The following is a 16,304-nucleotide window of genomic DNA, read 5'->3' as shown; positions in this document are numbered from 1 at the left end:
AGAAGTGGGGGAAGGTAAATCAGGCGACGGTGCCGGCCTCAGCCTACGCGGGCTGGAGACCGATCGCGACATCACTCGGGCGCACCGGCTCGGGCAGCACGGTGGTGCCCATCAGGAACCGGTCGACGTTCGCCGCCGCCGCACGCCCTTCGGCGATGGCCCAGACGATGAGCGACTGACCGCGTCCGGCGTCGCCGGCCACGAACACGCCGGGAACCGTCGACTCGTACGAGGAGTCGCGACGGAACGCACCCCGGTCGGTCACCTGCGGAAGCGTGTCCTCGGTGTATCCGCCCTGCTCGGGACCGGTGAATCCCATCGCGATCAGGATGAGGTCGGCCGGGATCTCCCTCTCGGTGCCGCTCTTGGGCACACGGCGTCCATCGACGTACTCGGTCTCGGCGACACGCAGGGCTCGGACCTCGCCGACCTCGTTTCCGAGGAACTCGACGGTCGACGCGAGGAACACCCGCTCGCCGCCCTCCTCGTGCGCAGACGAGACCTCGAACACGGTCGGCATCATCGGCCACGGCTGGTGGTCGGGACGCGTGACACCCGGCTGCTTGCCGATCGCGAGGTTGGTGACGCTGAGTGCGCCCTGACGGTGAGCGGTGCCGATGCAGTCCGCTCCGGTGTCACCGCCGCCGATCACGATGACGTGCTTGCCCTCGGCGCTGATCTGATCGGCGACCTTGTCTCCCGCGACCGCGTGGTTCGACTCCACGAGGTACTCCATGGCGAAATGCACCCCGTCGAGGTCACGGCCGGGGATCGCGAGATCGCGAGGAACCGTGGATCCGGTGGCGATGACGACCGCGTCGTACCGCGCGCGCAGATCGGGCCAGGAGATGTCCTTGCCGATCTCGACACCGGCACGGAAGCGGGTGCCCTCCTCCTGCATCTGACGAAGACGCGACTCGAGCTGGGTCTTCTCCATCTTGAAGTCGGGGATGCCGTAGCGGAGCAGACCTCCGATGCGGTCGTCACGCTCGAAGACCGCGACGGTGTGCCCGGCGCGGGTGAGCTGCTGCGCGGCGGCGAGACCCGCCGGTCCCGATCCGACGACAGCGACGGTCTTGCCCGTCAGGCGCTCCGGCGGCTCGGGTTCGACCCAGCCCTTCGCGAACGCCTCGTCGATGATCGAGACCTCGATCTGCTTGATGGTCACGGCCGGCTGGTTGATGCCGAGCACGCACGAGCTCTCGCACGGCGCAGGGCACAGCCGTCCCGTGAACTCAGGGAAGTTGTTGGTGGCGTGCAGACGCTCGATCGCCGCGCGACCCTCACCGCGCCACGTCAGGTCGTTCCACTCGGGGATCAGGTTGCCGAGCGGGCACCCCTGGTGGCAGAACGGCACACCGCAGTCCATGCAACGGCCGGCCTGACGACGGAGCACCTGCTTGTCACCGGGCTCGTAGACCTCTTTCCAGTCCATGATGCGCACCGGCACCGGACGTCGTGCGGGGAGTTCCCGCTCGGTCACCTTCAGAAAGCCTTTGGGATCAGCCACCGGTCACCTCCAGGATGCGGTTCCACACGATGTCGCCGTCGGGGTCGATCCCCTCGGCCAGCGCCTCCTCGCGCATGCTCCGCACAGCGGCGAAGTCACGAGGCAGCACCTTCACGAACTCTGCAGCGGTCTCCTCGAAGCTCTCGAGGAAGGACGAGGCCAACGGCGACGCCGTGCGCTCGACATGCGCGACCAGCAGGCTGCGCAGCACCTCGAGGTCCGCTCGATCGAGCGGTTCGAGCAGCAGCTCTCCACTCCCGAGGGATTGCGCGTTCACCTTGCTCGTGTCGAGCGCGTGCACATACGCCACTCCCCCGGACATGCCGGCGCCGAAGTTGCGCCCGGTCGACCCGAGGATCACGGCCAGACCACCCGTCATGTACTCCAGAGCGTGGTCACCCACGCCCTCGACGACAGCGGTCGCACCGGAGTTGCGCACGAGGAAGCGCTCGCCGACGACGCCCGAGATGAACATCGTCCCCGAGGTCGCGCCGTAGCCGATCACGTTGCCGGCGATCACGTTCTCGTGCGGAGCGATCGCGGAGCCGCGCGGCGGGCGGATCGTGATGTCGCCGCCGGAGAGCCCCTTGCCGACGTAGTCGTTCGCATCGCCCTCGAGGCGGAGCACGATCCCCGGCGGCAGGAACGCGCCGAGCGACTGTCCGGCGGTGCCGTGCAGCGTGACGTCGATCGTGCCCTGCGGCAGACCCGCCGCCCCGTGCCGCGAGGTCACCTGGTGACCCAGCATCGTGCCCACGGCGCGCTCGGTGTTGGCGATGGGCAGCTCCACCACGACGGGTTCGCCGTTGAGGAGCGCCCCCTTCGCGATGTCGATGAGCTGCACGTCGAAGTGCTTCTCGAGCTCGTGATCCTGTGTGCGCCCGCTGCGACGCGGCTCACCCGCAGGGAACACCGGTCCTTCGAGCACCGGAGTGAGGTCGAGCCCCTCGGCCTTCCAGTGCTCGACAGCGGCGTTCACCTCGATGAGGTCGGCACGGCCGACGATCTCGTCGATCGAGCGGTATCCGAGTTCGGCGAGGAGCTCGCGCACCTCCTCCGCGATGAACTCCATGAAGTTCACGACGAACTCGGGCTTGCCCGTGAACCGCTCGCGCAGCACCGGGTTCTGGGTCGCGACGCCCACCGGGCAGGTGTCGAGGTGGCATACGCGCATCATGATGCAGCCGCTGACCACGAGCGGAGCCGTGGCGAAGCCGAACTCCTCGGCTCCCAGCAGGGCTCCGATGATCACATCGCGACCGGTCTTGAGCTGCCCGTCGACCTGCACGACCACACGGTCGCGCATGCCGTTGAGCATGAGCGTCTGCTGCGTCTCGGCGAGACCGAGCTCCCACGGCGTACCGGCGTGCTTGAGCGAGTTCAGCGGGCTGGCACCCGTTCCCCCGTCGTGACCGGAGACCAGGATGACGTCGCTCAGTGCCTTCGCGACACCCGCCGACACCGCACCGATGCCCGACTGGCTCACCAGCTTGGTGTGGATGCGTGCCTCGGGATTCGCTCTCTTCAGGTCGAAGATCAACTGCTTGAGGTCTTCGATCGAGTAGATGTCGTGATGCGGCGGCGGCGAGATCAGGCCCACCCCGGCGGTCGCGTGACGTGTACGTGCCACCCAGGGGTACACCTTGGTCGGGGGCAGCTGACCTCCCTCGCCAGGCTTGGCACCCTGCGCGAGCTTGATCTGGATGTCGTCCGCCTCGGTGAGGTAGAGGCTCGTGACGCCGAAGCGTCCGGAGGCGACCTGCTTGATCGAGCTGCGGCGCTCGGGGTCGACCAGCCGATCAGGGTCCTCGCCGCCCTCGCCCGTGTTCGACTTGGCCCCGATGCTGTTCATCGCGATCGCGAGGGTCTCGTGCGCTTCCCTGGAGATCGAGCCGTAGCTCATCGCCCCCGTGGAGAACCGCTTGACGATCGCGGAGACCGGTTCGACCTCGTCGAGCGGCACGGGCTTGCGTGTGCCGGTGCGCAGGGTGAAGAGTCCGCGCAGGGTCTTCAGCTCTGCGGCCTGCTCGTCGACGAGCTTCGTGTACTCGCGGAAGATGTCGTACCGCCGTGTGCGCGTCGAGTGCTGCAGCTTGAACACCGTCTCCGGATTGAACAGGTGCGGAGAACCGTCCCGACGCCACTGGTACTCGCCGCCGGTCCACAGACGCTCGTGCGCACGTGCGGCCGCATCCTCGGGATACGCGTAGTCGTGGCGCGCCTGGTTCTCGGCGAAGATCTCCTCGATGCCGATACCGCCGAGCTTGGACTCGGTGCGCGTGAAGTACGCGTCGATGAACTCCTGGCTGAGGCCGACCGCCTCGAACACCTGAGCGCCCGCGTACGACGACACCGTGGAGATGCCCATCTTCGACATGATCTTGAGCACGCCCTTGCCGAGCGCGTAGATCAGGTTCTTGACCGCCTTCTCGGGCGTGATGCCGTTGATGTAGCCGGTGCGCACGAGGTGCTCGACCGTCTCCATAGCGAGGTACGGGTTGACGGCGGAGGCGCCGTAGCCGATCAGCGTCGCGACGTGGTGCACCTCGCGGACGTCACCCGCTTCGACGATGAGACCGACCTTCATGCGGTTCTCGCGCCGGATGAGATGGTGATGGATCGCCGACACCATGAGGAGAGACGGGATCGGGGTGAGGTCCTTGTTGGAGTCGCGGTCCGACAGGATGATGAACTCGGCGCCGTTCTCGATCGCCTCGTCCACCTCTGCGCACATCTCGGAGAGCCGGTCCTGCAGCGTCTGGGGCCCGGCATCGAAGTGGTACAGACCCCGGATGGTCGCGCTCGACCGGCCGGGCATGGCCTTGTCGATGTGGCGGATCTTCGCGAGCTCGTCGTTGTCGATCACCGGGAAGTCGAGCGAGACCGTGCGGGTGTGCTCCGGCCCCCACGACAGCAGGTTGCTCTCCGGGCCGAGGCCCAGCTTGAGGCTCGTCACGACCTCTTCGCGGATCGAGTCGAGAGGCGGGTTGGTCACCTGCGCGAACTGCTGCGTGAAGTAGTCGAACAACAGCCGGGGACGCTTGCTCAGCACAGCGATCGGCGTGTCCGATCCCATGGCGCCGAGCGGCTCGACGCCGGTCTGCCCCATGGGGGTGAGGAGGATGCGGACCTCTTCCTCGGTGTAGCCGAAGGTGCGCTGACGGCGAGTGATCGATGCCGGCGGGTGCACGATGTGCTCGCGCTCCGGCAGCTCGGCAAGACGCACGGCACCGGCGTCCAGCCACTCCTGCCACGGGTGCATCGTGGCGAGGTCGTGCTTGATCTCGCTGTCCTCGACGATGCGGCGCTGCGCGGTGTCGACGAGGAACATCTTCCCGGGCTGCAGGCGACCACGGCGCTTGATGCGCTCCGGCTCGAACTGCAGCACGCCGGTCTCGGAGCCGATGACCACGAGCCCGTCGGTCGTCTCGGTCCAGCGTCCGGGACGCAGGCCGTTGCGGTCGAGCGTGGCACCGACGAGCGTGCCGTCGGTGAAGATCAGGGCGGCAGGGCCGTCCCACGGTTCCATCTGGTTGGAGTGGTACTCGTAGAACGAGCGCAGCTCCGGTGTGATGTCGGCCTGCTTCTCGTAGGCCTCAGGAACCATCATCATGATGGCGTGCGGCAGGCTGCGGCCGGTGAGGGTCAGCAGTTCGAGCACCTCGTCGAACGAGGCCGAGTCGCTGGCACCGTCAGTGCAGATGGGCAGGAGCGGGGTGATGTCGCCCAGCAGTTCGGATTCGAGTTGAGACTGGCGGGCGCGCATCCAGTTGCGGTTGCCTCCGACCGTGTTGATCTCACCGTTGTGGGCGAGCATGCGCAGAGGCTGCGCGAGCGGCCACGAGGGGAACGTGTTCGTGGAGTACCGGGAGTGCACCACGGCGAGTTCGGACGCGAAGCGCTCATCCTGCAGGTCGGGGTAGAACGGCTCGAGCTGGAGCGTCGTGACCATGCCCTTGTAGCCGAGCGTGCGCGCCGAGAGCGAGACGAAATAGGCGCCGAGTTCGTGACCGGCGCGCTTGCGCAGCCGGTAGGCGACACGGTCGAGGGCGATGCCCGTGAGCGGCGCATCGGTGTGGGTCGCCCCGCCGGCGCTCACGAAGAGCTGCTCGAAGGCAGGACGGGCCTCATCGGCGAGCTTGCCGAGGTTCTCGTTGGCGGTGGGGACGTCGCGCCAGCCGAGGACCCGGAGGCCCTCGGAGCGGGCGATCTTCTCGATCCCGGCCTTCTGCTGGCGGCGCTCGCTCGAATCGCGGGGCAGGAACGCCAGTCCGGCCGCGTACTCCCCCACGGGCGGCAGTTCGAAGCCGACGACGGCGCGGAGGAACGCATCGGGCATCTGCGTCAGGATGCCGGCGCCGTCCCCGGTGCCCGCATCCGAGCCGATGGCTCCGCGGTGCTCCAGGTTGCGCAGGGCCTCGAGGGCCAACGCGATGATGTCGTGCCCGGCTTCGCCGCGCAGGGTCGCGACCATGGCGAGGCCGCAGGCGTCCTTCTCGAACGCCGGGTTGTACATGCCCTGCTTCGGGGGGTATGCGCCGGAGGCGCCGTAAGGGGGCTGGAAGTACACCAGTTACCGTCCTCAGATCTTCGAGTGAAACCCGGGGACGACGTCGGCCCGCTCGTTCAGTGCAATGGTTCTCCCGCCACGAGGCGGCGTTATCGAGAGCCGTCCTCGCTCGTGGGAGCAGTGCTTGTGGCGGTGGCTCCTGCGGTGACTTCTTCGGTCGGAGGCTCGCTCACGTCCACGAAGTCAGAGGGATTGTTCTGCGATTGTACATCAGCGTCCACGTCCGTCCGTTCGCGACCCGGCTGGTACGGCGAGGGCTCGAGTCCGGGGTGTCGACGTGTCTGGACGATGAGGATCGCGAGACCGACGAGGACGCCGATGATCGCGGCAAGGACGTTGCTGCGCAGGCCGAGGATGATCTCGCTCGGATCGATGCGGATCGACTCCCAGACGATGCGCCCGGCGCTGTACCAGATCAGGTAGATGGCGAACAGACGGCCCCACTGGAAGAAGAGCTTGCGGCCGAGCCAGAGCAGGACGATGACGCCCAGTCCGTTCCAGAGAACCTCGTAGAGGAAGGTCGGGTGGAACAGCGTGCCCTCGGGCAGTCCCGGGGGGAAGGCCGAGTTCGTGGACGGGATCTCCAGCCCCCAGGGCAGGTCCGTGGGAAGACCGAAGAGCTCGTTGTTGAACCAGTTGCCGAAGCGGCCCATGGCCTGCGCCAACAGCAGGCCGGGGGCCAGGGCGTCGGCGAACGTCCAGAAGCGGATACCGGTCCAACGGCACCCGAGGTACGCACCGATCGCACCGCCGATGAGGGCGCCGAAGATCGCGATTCCGCCCTCCCAGATCGCCCACACCGAGCCGGGCTGGAAGGGGTTCCAGGTGTTGATCCCCTCCCCGAAGTAGTCGTTCGGGTGGGTCAGGACGTGGAAGATGCGCGCACCGATGATCGCCAGGGGCACGGCCAGGATCGAGATGTCGATGACGACCCACGGCTCCGCTCCGCGCTTGGTGAGACGGTGATTCGTCAGGAAGGTCGCCACGATGATGCCGGCGATGATGCACAGCGCGTAGAAGTGGATCCGGATCGGCCCGAGGTCGAAGTACGAGACCGTGGGGCTCGGGATGCTGGCGAGCACGTTCGTGAAGGTGCTGTGGAGCGCGAGTGACATGAGTGCGATTCTAGTTCTCGTGATCGGGGCGTGCCGACGAGGTGCCGGAGGCCAGGTTTCGGGTGACTTCCGCAAGGGCGGGCACGCCGCCGTCACGCAGGGCGCGGACGAGCGCGGTGCCGACGATCGCGCCGTCGGCATACTCCGACACCCCGGCGATCTGCTCGGCGGTGGAGATGCCGATGCCGACGCATGCACGGTGAGCGCCGTGCGCGCGAAGACGCCCGACCAGGGTGCGGGCGGCGCGATCGAGCTCAATGCGCTCCCCGGTGATGCCCATGGTCGAGACCGTGTAGACGAACCCGGTGGACGACTTCACCACAAGGTCGAGACGCTCGTCGGAAGAGGTCGGAGCGGCGAGGAACACCCGGTCCAGGCCCGTCCGCTCGCTCGCGGCGATCCACTCCCCTGCCGCGTCGGGTGTGATGTCGGGCGTGATCAATCCGGCGCCGCCCGCAGCGAGCAGGTCGTCCGCGTAACGGTCGATGCCGTACTGCATGACCGGGTTCCAGTACGTCATCACGAGGACGGGCACATCGGTCGCCGCCGTGATCGCGCGGATCGCCGTGAAGAGGTCGGCCATCCGGAAACCTGCCGCCAGGGCCTTGGTGGTCGCCTCCTGGATGATCGCGCCGTCCATCACCGGGTCGCTGTACGGCGGGCCCAGCTCGATGATGTCGACACCGTTCTCGGCGAGGGCGATGGCCGCCTGGATGCTCGTCTCGAGGTCGGGGAAACCCACGGGCAGATAGCCGACGAAGGCACTGCGCCCGGCGTCCTGTGCGCGCTGGATCGCCTGTTCGACGCGGCTCATAGCTGCGGCTCCCCCTTCGCGGCCAGTTCTTCCTCTTCGCTCTCCGCGGCGACATCGTGGGCCAGAGCGGCCTCGTCGTAGAGCTGGAAGTAGCGCGCCGCGGTGTCCATGTCCTTGTCGCCGCGGCCGGACAGACACACGGCGATCAGTCCGTCGGGGCCGAGCTCGCGGCCGATGCGCAGGGCACCGGCGAGAGCGTGCGCCGACTCGATGGCGGGGATGATCCCCTCTGTCCGGCTGAGCAGACGCAGCGCCTGCATCGCCTCGTCGTCGGTGGCCGGGATGTACTCGGCACGACCGATGTCGGCGAGCCACGAGTGCTCCGGACCGACGCCCGGGTAGTCGAGTCCGGCGGAGATCGAGTGCGACTCGACGGTCTGGCCGTCGGCGTCCTGGAGGACGTAGGTCTTCGCACCGTGCAGCACACCGGGGCGGCCCCGCTCGATCGACGCCGCGTGCTTCTCGGTGTCGACGCCGTCGCCCGCCGCCTCGACGCCGTAGAGCTTGACGCCCTCGTCATCGAGGAACGCGTCGAACATGCCGATCGCGTTGGATCCGCCGCCGACGCACGCCATGACGGCGTCCGGCAGACGACCGACCTCGTCGAGCAGCTGGGCACGCGCCTCTTCGCCGATGATCTTCTGGAAGTCGCGGACCATCGCGGGGAACGGGTGCGGTCCCGCCGCGGTACCGAAGATGTAGTTGGTGGTCTCGACCGACGCCACCCAGTCGCGGTAGGCGTCGTTGATCGCGTCCTTGAGCGTTCGCGAACCCGAGGTGACCGGAACGACCTCCGCGCCCAGAAGGCGCATGCGGGCGACGTTGAGCGCCTGACGCTCGGTATCGACCTCGCCCATGTAGATAGTGCACTCCAGACCGAACAGCGCCGCTGCGGTCGCTGTCGCGACGCCGTGCTGACCGGCACCGGTCTCGGCGATCACGCGGGTCTTGCCCAGACGCTTGGTCAGCAGCGCCTGACCGAGCACGTTGTTGATCTTGTGCGAGCCGGTGTGGTTGAGGTCTTCGCGCTTGAGGAAGATGCGCGCACCCCCGGCGTGCTCGGCGAACCGCGGTACCTCGGTGATGGCGGAAGGGCGGCCGGCGTACGAGCTGAGCAGGTGCGCGAGCTCGGCTCGGAACTCCGGATCGACGATCGCCGCCTCATAGGCCACCGTCAGCTCATCGATCGCGGCGATGAGCGACTCGGGCATGTAGCGCCCGCCGAACTCGCCGAAGAAGGGGCCGTGCTGGTCGCGCAGGCTCATCATGCCTCCAGGAAACTCTTGAGGGTGGCGACCGGGTCGCCGGTCACGAGCGCCTCGCCGATCAAGACGACATCGGCGCCGGCGGAGCGGTAGTGCACGACATCGGCGGGCGTCAGCACCGCGGACTCCGCGATCTTCACCGCCGTGTCGGGGATTCGATCGACCAGGCGCCCGAAGAGGTCGCGGTCGAGTTCGAGGGTCTTGAGGTCTCGCGCGTTCACGCCGATCAGCGGCGCGCCGAGATCGATCGCGGCCTCGAGCTCATCCGCGGAATGCGTCTCCACGAGAGGGGTCATGCCCAGCTCGCCGATGAAGCCGAAGAGATCACGGAGCACCGCGGGCTCGAGGCCCGCGACGATCAGCAGAACGAGGTCGGCACCCGCCGCACGTGCTTCGAGCACCTGGTAGCGGGTGGCGATGAAGTCCTTGCGCAGCACCGGCAGCGAGACCCGGGCCGTGACGGCCTCGAGGTCGGCGAGGCTTCCGCCGAAACGACGCTCCTCCGTGAGGACGCTGATCGCGGAGGCGCCGCCCGCCTCGTACAGGGAAGCCTGCAGCGCGGGATCGGGGATGTCGGCGAGAGCTCCTCGCGAGGGGCTCGCGCGTTTGACCTCCGCGATGATCTTCACCCGATCCGACGGTGCGAGGAACGACAGGGCGTCCTTGGCCGCGGGGCGTGCGAGAGCGTCTCGCTCGACAGTGGCCAGCGGGCGCGACAGGGAGCGACGCTCAGCGTCTGCGACAGCGCCGGCCGTCAGGTCGGCGAGCACCATTAGTGCGCCTTCGGAGCGTACTTCGGACCCTTCACGCCGTAACCGGCCTTCGCGAGCGCCCAGCCGACGATCGCACCGATCGGGATGAGCGCGACCGAGGCCACGACGAGGGCGGGCTGCTCGAAGCAGAAGGCGACGGTGCCGGCGGCGACGCCGACCAGCATGATCACGACGGCGGTCCAGGCGGCAGGCGAGTGTCCGTGGCCGGGGTCGGCGATCGGGTTGGTCATGTTCTCCTCCGGGGGGACGACGTGCGGTTCGGAATCAGTCTATCGGGGTCAGCGCGTCGGATCGGTGCCCCGGGACAGCTCGTCCCAGGAATCCACGGCGTCGACGGGACCGTCATGCGCGACCTCGACGTGTTCGGTCCGGTAGCGCCGTCCTCCGGCCTTCCATCCCCGCCACGTGATCAGGACGACCAGGGACGCGACGAGCAGGATCGCCCAGCCCACGAGGGCGATGTACGGCCAGGCGGACGGCACGATGCTCGCCACGACCTCGTGGACGGCGAGTCCCCCGGCGAGACCGGTGACCTCGGTCACCGTCGCCGCGACCGCGTCGAAGGGTTCGGCGATCAGCAACTGGAGAGTCGACCAGCCGAGGAACAGCGCCGTCGCCGCCGCGAGGACACCGAAGATCAGGCGCACGACCTTGCCGGAGATCGACAGCGCCGCGCCGAGGGCCAGAACCGCGAGACTGAGCGGAGCGAGCAGCACCATGGCGGAGGCACCGGGGACCAGGATCGCCTCGCCCGCATCCGCGCGCTCGACCGTCAGCCAGGTCTGGGTCGACGAGATGATGCCGATCGCACCGGCGAGAAGGAATCCGGAGACGGAGAGGGCGCGACCGCGCTGCGCGAAGCTCACGACTGGTCCGTCCCGACGATCGCCTCGAGATCGTTCGTGTCGAAGCACGTGCGCGTGCCGGTGTGACAGGCCGGTCCCGTCTGCGCGACGAGGAGAAGGATCGCGTCCCCGTCGCAGTCCAGACGCGCCTCGTGCACGACCTGGATGTTCCCTGACGTGTCCCCCTTGCGCCAGTACTCCTGGCGGGAGCGCGACCAGTACGTCGCCCGCCCTGATGTCAAGGTGCGTCGAAGCGCCTCCGCATCGACCCAGGCGAGCATGAGCACCTCGCGCGTGTCCCACTGCTGCACGATCACGGGGGCCAGGCCGTCGGCGTTGAAGACGACCTGTGCGATGCGCTCCTCCACCGAAGCCGCCTGCCCGTCTGCATCGCTCATCGTACGAGCACTCCTTCCGCGCGAAGCGCGTCCTTGACATCTCCGACCGTGAGCGCGCCGGTGTGGAACACGCTCGCCGCCAGGACGGCATCCGCGCCCGCTTTGATCGCGGGAGCGAAGTCGGAAGCCTGCCCCGCCCCGCCCGAAGCGATGACCGGTACGGAGGCCGCCTCGCGCATCAGGCGGACGAGCTCCAGGTCGAAGCCGTCACGCGTGCCGTCGGCGTCGATCGAGTTCACCAGCAGCTCACCCGCGCCGCGTTCCGCAGCCTCCCGCGCCCAGTCGAGCGCATCGAGGGTGGTCTGGGTCCGGCCGCCGTGTGTCGTCACGACGAAGCCCGAGCGCGTTGTCGGAGCACGCTTCACGTCCAGCGACAGCACGAGCACCTGGGCACCGAACCGGTCAGCGATCTCGCCGATGAGCTCAGGGCGCGCGATCGCAGCGGAGTTGACCCCCACCTTGTCCGCGCCCACCGCGAGGAGACGTGCGACATCGTCGACGCTGCGCACGCCCCCGCCCACGGTCAGCGGGACGAACACCTGCTCGGCGGTGCGCTGCACGACATCGTAGGTCGTCGCACGGGCGTCGACCGTGGCGGTGACGTCGAGGAAGGTGATCTCGTCCGCGCCCTGGGCGGCGTAATGCCGGGCGAGCTCGACCGGGTCGCCCATGTCGCGCAGGTTCTCGAAGTTGACTCCCTTGACGACGCGGCCATCAGCCACGTCGAGGCACGGGATCACCCGACTGGCGAGCGTCATCAGAGCCTCGCGTTGTGGATCGCGGTGACCAGGATGGCCCGCGCACCCAGCGCGTACAGCGCATCCATCACGGGGTTCACGCGCGAGCGCGCCACCATGACCCGCACCGCGACCCACTCGGGGTCGCGCAGCGGCGAGACGGTCGGCGATTCGACGCCGCCGGCGACCTTCACGGCGTCATCGAGGAGGGCGACCGGCAGGTCGTAGTCGATCATCACGAAGCGACGTGCGACCATCACGCCGCGGAGGCGACGAAGAAGCGTGTCCGCTCCCTCGGCATCCACCGGTCCCGCGATGAGTACCGCCTCGGATTCCAGGATGACCGGACCGAAGACCTCGAGCCCGGCCTGGCGCAGGGTCGTCCCGGTCTCGACGACATCGGCGACCGCGTCGGCGACGCCGAGGCGGACCGCGGACTCCACGGCTCCGTCGAGCGGCACCAGATCGACGGCGATGTCGCGTTCGTCGAGGAACGCGTCCACCAGGCCGGGATACGACGTGGCGATGCGCAGACCGTCGAGCTCGCTCACGTCGGTGTAGCGTCCGGTCGGAGCGGCGAAGCGGAACGTCGAGCCGGCGAAACCGAGCGCCTCGATCTCCCGCGCACCCGGCATACGGGCGTCGAGCAGCAGATCACGTCCGGTGATGCCCACATCGATCGCGCCGGAGCCGACATAGGTGGCGATGTCCTTGGGGCGGAGGAAGAAGAACTCGACGTCGTTCTCGGCGTCGATGACGTGCAGGGTCTTGGGGTCGCGGCGACCGGCGTAGCCCGCCTCGGCGAGCATGTCGGCGGCGGTCTCGGAGAGCGAGCCCTTGTTGGGAACAGCGATGCGCAGCATGGATGGCTTTCAGTTCGAGGAGATCGGAACGGAGCGCATCACAGATGTCGGTAGACGTCCTGCAGGCTGAGGCCCTTCGCGAGCATCATCACCTGGACGTGGTACAGCAGCTGGGAGATCTCCTCGGCGGCGGCTTCGTCGGACTCGTACTCAGACGCCATCCACACCTCGGCGGCCTCTTCCACGATCTTCTTGCCGATCGTGTGCACGCCGCCGTCGAGTTCGGCGACCGTCCCCGATCCCTCAGGACGGGTCTCGGCCTTGACGCTGAGCTCGGCGAACAGCTCGTCGAAAGTCTTCACGGTTCCAGGCTAGCGGCTCTGGCGAGGTCTCTCAGCCGGGTGACGGCCGCCTCGATGTCATCGGCGCCGTATACGGCCGAGCCGGCGACGAACGTGTCGGCGCCCGCATCGGCGGCGATCTCGATCGTACGGTCGGAGATACCGCCGTCGACCTGGAGCCAGACGCGGGATCCTCGCCGACGCGCCTCGTCGGCGAGGGCACGGAGCTTCGGCATCGTCTCGGGCATGAAGCCCTGTCCCCCGAAGCCGGGCTCGACCGTCATCACGAGGATCTGATCGAACTCGTCGAGCACGTCGTACAGCGATTCCACGGGTGTCGCCGGCTTGACCGCCACCCCCGCCCGCGAGCCGATGTCACGCAACCGGCGTGCGAGGGCCACGGGATCGCTCGACGCTTCGAGATGGAAGGTCACGCTCGCCGCGCCGATCTCGGCGTATCCGGGAGCCCAGCGCTCCGGGTCGGTGATCATCAGATGCACATCGAGCGGAATCGGACTGGTCGCCTGGATGCGTTCCACCATCTGCGGGCCGAACGTCAGGTTGGGGACGAAATGGTTGTCCATGACATCCACGTGCGCGAAGTCGGCTGTCGCGATCCGGGCGAGGTCCGCCTGCATGTTCACGAAATCGGCAGCGAGGATACTCGGGTTGATGCGCGGGGCGCGGGGCAGTTCCACGGTCCTAGTCTTCCTTCCCAGATGAGTGGTTCCCGGTCGATGAGCGTTGCAGGAGCGCGAGGAACATCGCGTCCGTCCCGTGTCGGTGCGGCCACAGCTGGGCGCTGCCCGATCCCTCCCGCCCCTCTTCGGCCAGATCGATCGGTGAGCGAGCGACATCGGCGATCGCCGCGCGCGCATCGAGTTCGACGACGTCGGTGCGGTCGCGCAGGACCTCCTTGACGACGCCCGTCGTCTCGGCGAGGTGAGGAGAGCACGTGACGTACGCGACGATCCCGCCCGGGGCCAGAGCATCGACCGCGGAGGAGAGCAGCTCCACCTGGAGCGGAACGAGCTCGGCGACGTCGGCCGGAGACTTGCGCCACCGCGCTTCCGGACGGCGGCGCAGCGCACCGAGGCCCGTGCAGGGGGCGTCCACGAGGATGCGGTCGAACTCGCCCGGCCGCGATGCGGCGAGGGTGCGCCCGTCCTGCTCGTGCACCACGACGTCACCGGGAACCGCCCTGAGCGCCTTGCGGACGAGTCGCGCGCGGACCGGGACGATCTCGTTCGCCTCCAGCGTCGCCTCGTGCTGACGCGCGATCGCGGCGAGGAGTGCCGTCTTGCCGCCGGGACCGGCGCACAGGTCGAGCCAGCGCTCCCCCGTCTTGATGGGCGCGGCGCCCGCGAGCGCGAGCGCGACGAGCTGGGACCCCTCGTCCTGCACGCGCACGGTACCGCCCGAGGCTTCCACCGGCCGACGCGGATCGCCTCCGGGAGACGCGAAGGCGGTCGGCGCGTAGGGAAGTCGGGGCTCATCGGGCTCCGCCAGGCCGGGGAGGGCGACGAGGGTGACCTCGGGCGAGGCGTTGTCGGCATCGAGAAGAGCGTCCAGTTCCTCTCCGCGCCCCTCGGCCGCCAGAGCGCGACGCAAGGCGCGGATCACCCAGACCGGGTGTGCGGAACGCAGAGCGAGGCGCTCGTCGTCGGAGCGTGCCCCGCTCTCGATGCGTTCCTGCCAGTCCGCGCTCGATTCGCGCGTGATACGTCGGAGCACCGCGTTCGCGAAGCTCGATGCGCCACGGCCGGACTCTGTGGCCACGAGGTTCACCGACTCGTTGACAGCCGCATGCGAGGCGACGCGGGTGGCGAGCAGCTGGTGCACCGCGAGGCGCAGCGCATCGAGCACGGCCGGATCGATGCTGTCGGTCGAACGATCCGCCGCAGCGGCGATAATCGCATCATACGTGCCGAGTCGTCGCAGCGTGCCGTAGGTCAGCTCGGTCGCGAGGGCCGCGTCCTGCGGAGAGAGCCGCGCATCGGCGATCGCCGGAGGAAGGACGAGGTTCGCATAGGCATCCGTCTCGGACACCGCGCGCAGCACGTCGTAAGCCACCCGTCGCGCGGGTTGCACGGCACGGACGGGGCCACGCTGAACGTCGCGACGAGCCTCTGTCGCTCCCCGCCCGCCACGCGGCCGTCCGTTCGACGGCTGCGGCCGCCGGGGTCGTCCGTCTTCGCTCATGATCCCGCCACCAATTCATCGACCCCGCGCAGACCGCGCCACCAGTCGACGGCATTCATCGCTCCCTTGCCCGCGGGCTGAACCCTGGTGACGGCCAGCGGCCCGGTGGACGTGCCGATGTGGAGCGCCGTCTTGGCGCCACGAAGACGTCCTGGGGCCAGCGCTTCGGCCTCCGGCGCAGGGACCGCTTCCAGCACCTTCAGCGGCTGCCCGGCGACGGTGGTGTGCGCGCCCGGTTCCGGGGTCACCCCACGGAACCGGGCGAACACGACATCGAGCGGCTGGTTCCAGTCGAGCAGTCCGTCGGCGAGCGTCAGCTTGGCGGCGAAGGTCGGCTCGCCCTGCTGAGGCACCGCTACCGCTGTACCGTCCGCGATCCCCGAGACCACGTCGGCCGTGAGTTCGGCGCCGTCCAGCGCGAGCGCCTCGAGCGCCTCTCCCGCCGTCGCCGTCGCGGGAAGGTCGATCGTGCGGCTCGCGAAGACGTCGCCGGCATCCAGCTCCGCGACGAGCTGGAAGACGCTGGCACCGAGAACCTCGTCGCCGGCGATCAGTGCGCGCTGCACCGGAGCCGCGCCCCGCCAGGCGGGCAGCACGGAGAAGTGCAGGTTGATCCAGCCCGCGGTCGGCGCCGAGAGCAGCGGCTCGCGCACGAGCCCGCCGTAGGCCACGATCACACCGAGGTCCGCCCTCAGGGCCGAGATCGCGTCGGTCGCGGCGTCATCGAGCCGAGCAGCCTTGATGACGGGGAGGCCCAGTTCGACAGCCGCTTGAGCCACGGGCGACGGAGTCAGCACCCGACGACGCCCGAGAGGTGCGTCCGGTCGGGTGACGACCGCGGCGATGTCGTGGGACACCGCGAGGCGACGAAGGGTGGGCACGGCGGCAGCGGGGGTGCCGGCGAAGACGAGGCGCATGAAGGTTCTCCGGA

The 16,304-nt window shown here is 68.7% G+C and carries 15 protein-coding genes; all 15 read right to left on the bottom strand.

Annotation, left to right across the window (positions count from 1 at the left end):
- Positions 1–43 precede the first annotated feature (43 nt).
- Positions 44–1,510, bottom strand: a complete 1,467-nt coding sequence (locus tag GZ64_RS0104930; protein WP_029265363.1) for a glutamate synthase subunit beta — start codon at positions 1,508–1,510, stop codon at positions 44–46.
- The gene (gene gltB / locus GZ64_RS0104925; RefSeq protein ID WP_096359530.1) at positions 1,503–6,026 is read right to left on the bottom strand and encodes a glutamate synthase large subunit; all 4,524 of its coding nucleotides are present in this window, start codon (positions 6,024–6,026) and stop codon (positions 1,503–1,505) included. The genes GZ64_RS0104930 and gltB overlap by 8 nt, the downstream gene beginning before the upstream one ends.
- A 143-nt stretch (positions 6,027–6,169) precedes the next feature.
- Positions 6,170–7,195 (bottom strand): prolipoprotein diacylglyceryl transferase, encoded by a 1,026-nt coding sequence (lgt, locus tag GZ64_RS0104920; RefSeq protein ID WP_021200594.1) that lies wholly within the window; start codon positions 7,193–7,195, stop codon positions 6,170–6,172.
- 10 nt (positions 7,196–7,205) lie between these two features.
- Entirely contained in the window at positions 7,206–8,009 is an 804-nt protein-coding gene (gene trpA / locus GZ64_RS0104915; protein ID WP_029265362.1) for a tryptophan synthase subunit alpha, read from the bottom strand.
- Complete coding sequence (gene trpB / locus GZ64_RS0104910; RefSeq protein WP_021200596.1) at positions 8,006–9,274, bottom strand: tryptophan synthase subunit beta; 1,269 nt, start codon at positions 9,272–9,274, stop codon at positions 8,006–8,008. The genes trpA and trpB overlap by 4 nt, the downstream gene beginning before the upstream one ends.
- Positions 9,274–10,044, bottom strand: coding sequence for an indole-3-glycerol phosphate synthase TrpC (trpC, locus tag GZ64_RS0104905; RefSeq protein WP_029259244.1), 771 nt, complete (start codon positions 10,042–10,044; stop codon positions 9,274–9,276). Before trpC ends, trpB begins: the two co-directional genes overlap by 1 nt.
- A gap of 2 nt (positions 10,045–10,046) precedes the next feature.
- Positions 10,047–10,277 (bottom strand): HGxxPAAW family protein, encoded by a 231-nt coding sequence (locus GZ64_RS0104900; protein WP_021200598.1) that lies wholly within the window; start codon positions 10,275–10,277, stop codon positions 10,047–10,049.
- Positions 10,278–10,325: 48 nt separating this feature from the next.
- Positions 10,326–10,913 carry a Trp biosynthesis-associated membrane protein gene (locus GZ64_RS0104895; protein ID WP_021200599.1) on the bottom strand — a complete coding sequence of 196 codons (588 nt, stop codon included), beginning with the start codon at positions 10,911–10,913 and terminating at the stop codon, positions 10,326–10,328.
- Entirely contained in the window at positions 10,910–11,290 is a 381-nt protein-coding gene (gene hisI, locus GZ64_RS0104890; RefSeq protein ID WP_021200600.1) for a phosphoribosyl-AMP cyclohydrolase, read from the bottom strand. Before hisI ends, GZ64_RS0104895 begins: the two co-directional genes overlap by 4 nt.
- On the bottom strand, positions 11,287–12,048 hold the full coding sequence (gene hisF, locus GZ64_RS0104885) for an imidazole glycerol phosphate synthase subunit HisF (RefSeq protein WP_029265360.1): 762 nt from the start codon (positions 12,046–12,048) through the stop codon (positions 11,287–11,289). Before hisF ends, hisI begins: the two co-directional genes overlap by 4 nt.
- Entirely contained in the window at positions 12,048–12,890 is an 843-nt protein-coding gene (gene hisG / locus GZ64_RS0104880; protein ID WP_029265359.1) for an ATP phosphoribosyltransferase, read from the bottom strand. Before hisG ends, hisF begins: the two co-directional genes overlap by 1 nt.
- A 38-nt stretch (positions 12,891–12,928) precedes the next feature.
- Positions 12,929–13,192 (bottom strand): phosphoribosyl-ATP diphosphatase, encoded by a 264-nt coding sequence (locus GZ64_RS0104875; RefSeq protein WP_017202142.1) that lies wholly within the window; start codon positions 13,190–13,192, stop codon positions 12,929–12,931.
- On the bottom strand, positions 13,189–13,869 hold the full coding sequence (gene rpe, locus GZ64_RS0104870; protein WP_021200603.1) for a ribulose-phosphate 3-epimerase: 681 nt from the start codon (positions 13,867–13,869) through the stop codon (positions 13,189–13,191). The genes GZ64_RS0104875 and rpe overlap by 4 nt, the downstream gene beginning before the upstream one ends.
- Before the next feature lie 4 nt (positions 13,870–13,873).
- Positions 13,874–15,373, bottom strand: a complete 1,500-nt coding sequence (locus tag GZ64_RS0104865) for an RsmB/NOP family class I SAM-dependent RNA methyltransferase (RefSeq protein ID WP_029265358.1) — start codon at positions 15,371–15,373, stop codon at positions 13,874–13,876.
- Positions 15,370–16,290 carry a methionyl-tRNA formyltransferase gene (locus GZ64_RS0104860; protein WP_029265356.1) on the bottom strand — a complete coding sequence of 307 codons (921 nt, stop codon included), beginning with the start codon at positions 16,288–16,290 and terminating at the stop codon, positions 15,370–15,372. Before GZ64_RS0104860 ends, GZ64_RS0104865 begins: the two co-directional genes overlap by 4 nt.
- Between the last annotated feature and the right edge of the window lie 14 nt (positions 16,291–16,304).

This window comes from Microbacterium sp. Cr-K32 (assembly GCF_000708345.1).
GTDB lineage: Bacteria > Actinomycetota > Actinomycetes > Actinomycetales > Microbacteriaceae > Microbacterium > Microbacterium maritypicum_A.
The sequence above is the reverse complement of the archived record's forward strand: the minus strand, read 5'-3'. Positions and strand labels throughout refer to the sequence as shown.

Coding starts and splice junctions, on each gene's coding strand:
- trpB (WP_021200596.1), bottom strand. CDS start 9,274: ATGAGCCTGCGCGACCAGCACGGCCCCTTCTTCGGCGAGTTCGGCGGG.
- trpA (WP_029265362.1), bottom strand. CDS start 8,009: ATGAGCCGCGTCGAACAGGCGATCCAGCGCGCACAGGACGCCGGGCGC.
- GZ64_RS0104900 (WP_021200598.1), bottom strand. CDS start 10,277: ATGACCAACCCGATCGCCGACCCCGGCCACGGACACTCGCCTGCCGCC.
- lgt (WP_021200594.1), bottom strand. CDS start 7,195: ATGTCACTCGCGCTCCACAGCACCTTCACGAACGTGCTCGCCAGCATC.
- gltB (WP_096359530.1), bottom strand. CDS start 6,026: ATGTACAACCCGGCGTTCGAGAAGGACGCCTGCGGCCTCGCCATGGTC.
- GZ64_RS0104860 (WP_029265356.1), bottom strand. CDS start 16,290: ATGCGCCTCGTCTTCGCCGGCACCCCCGCTGCCGCCGTGCCCACCCTT.
- hisI (WP_021200600.1), bottom strand. CDS start 11,290: ATGAGCGATGCAGACGGGCAGGCGGCTTCGGTGGAGGAGCGCATCGCA.
- hisG (WP_029265359.1), bottom strand. CDS start 12,890: ATGCTGCGCATCGCTGTTCCCAACAAGGGCTCGCTCTCCGAGACCGCC.
- GZ64_RS0104865 (WP_029265358.1), bottom strand. CDS start 15,373: ATGAGCGAAGACGGACGACCCCGGCGGCCGCAGCCGTCGAACGGACGG.
- hisF (WP_029265360.1), bottom strand. CDS start 12,048: ATGACGCTCGCCAGTCGGGTGATCCCGTGCCTCGACGTGGCTGATGGC.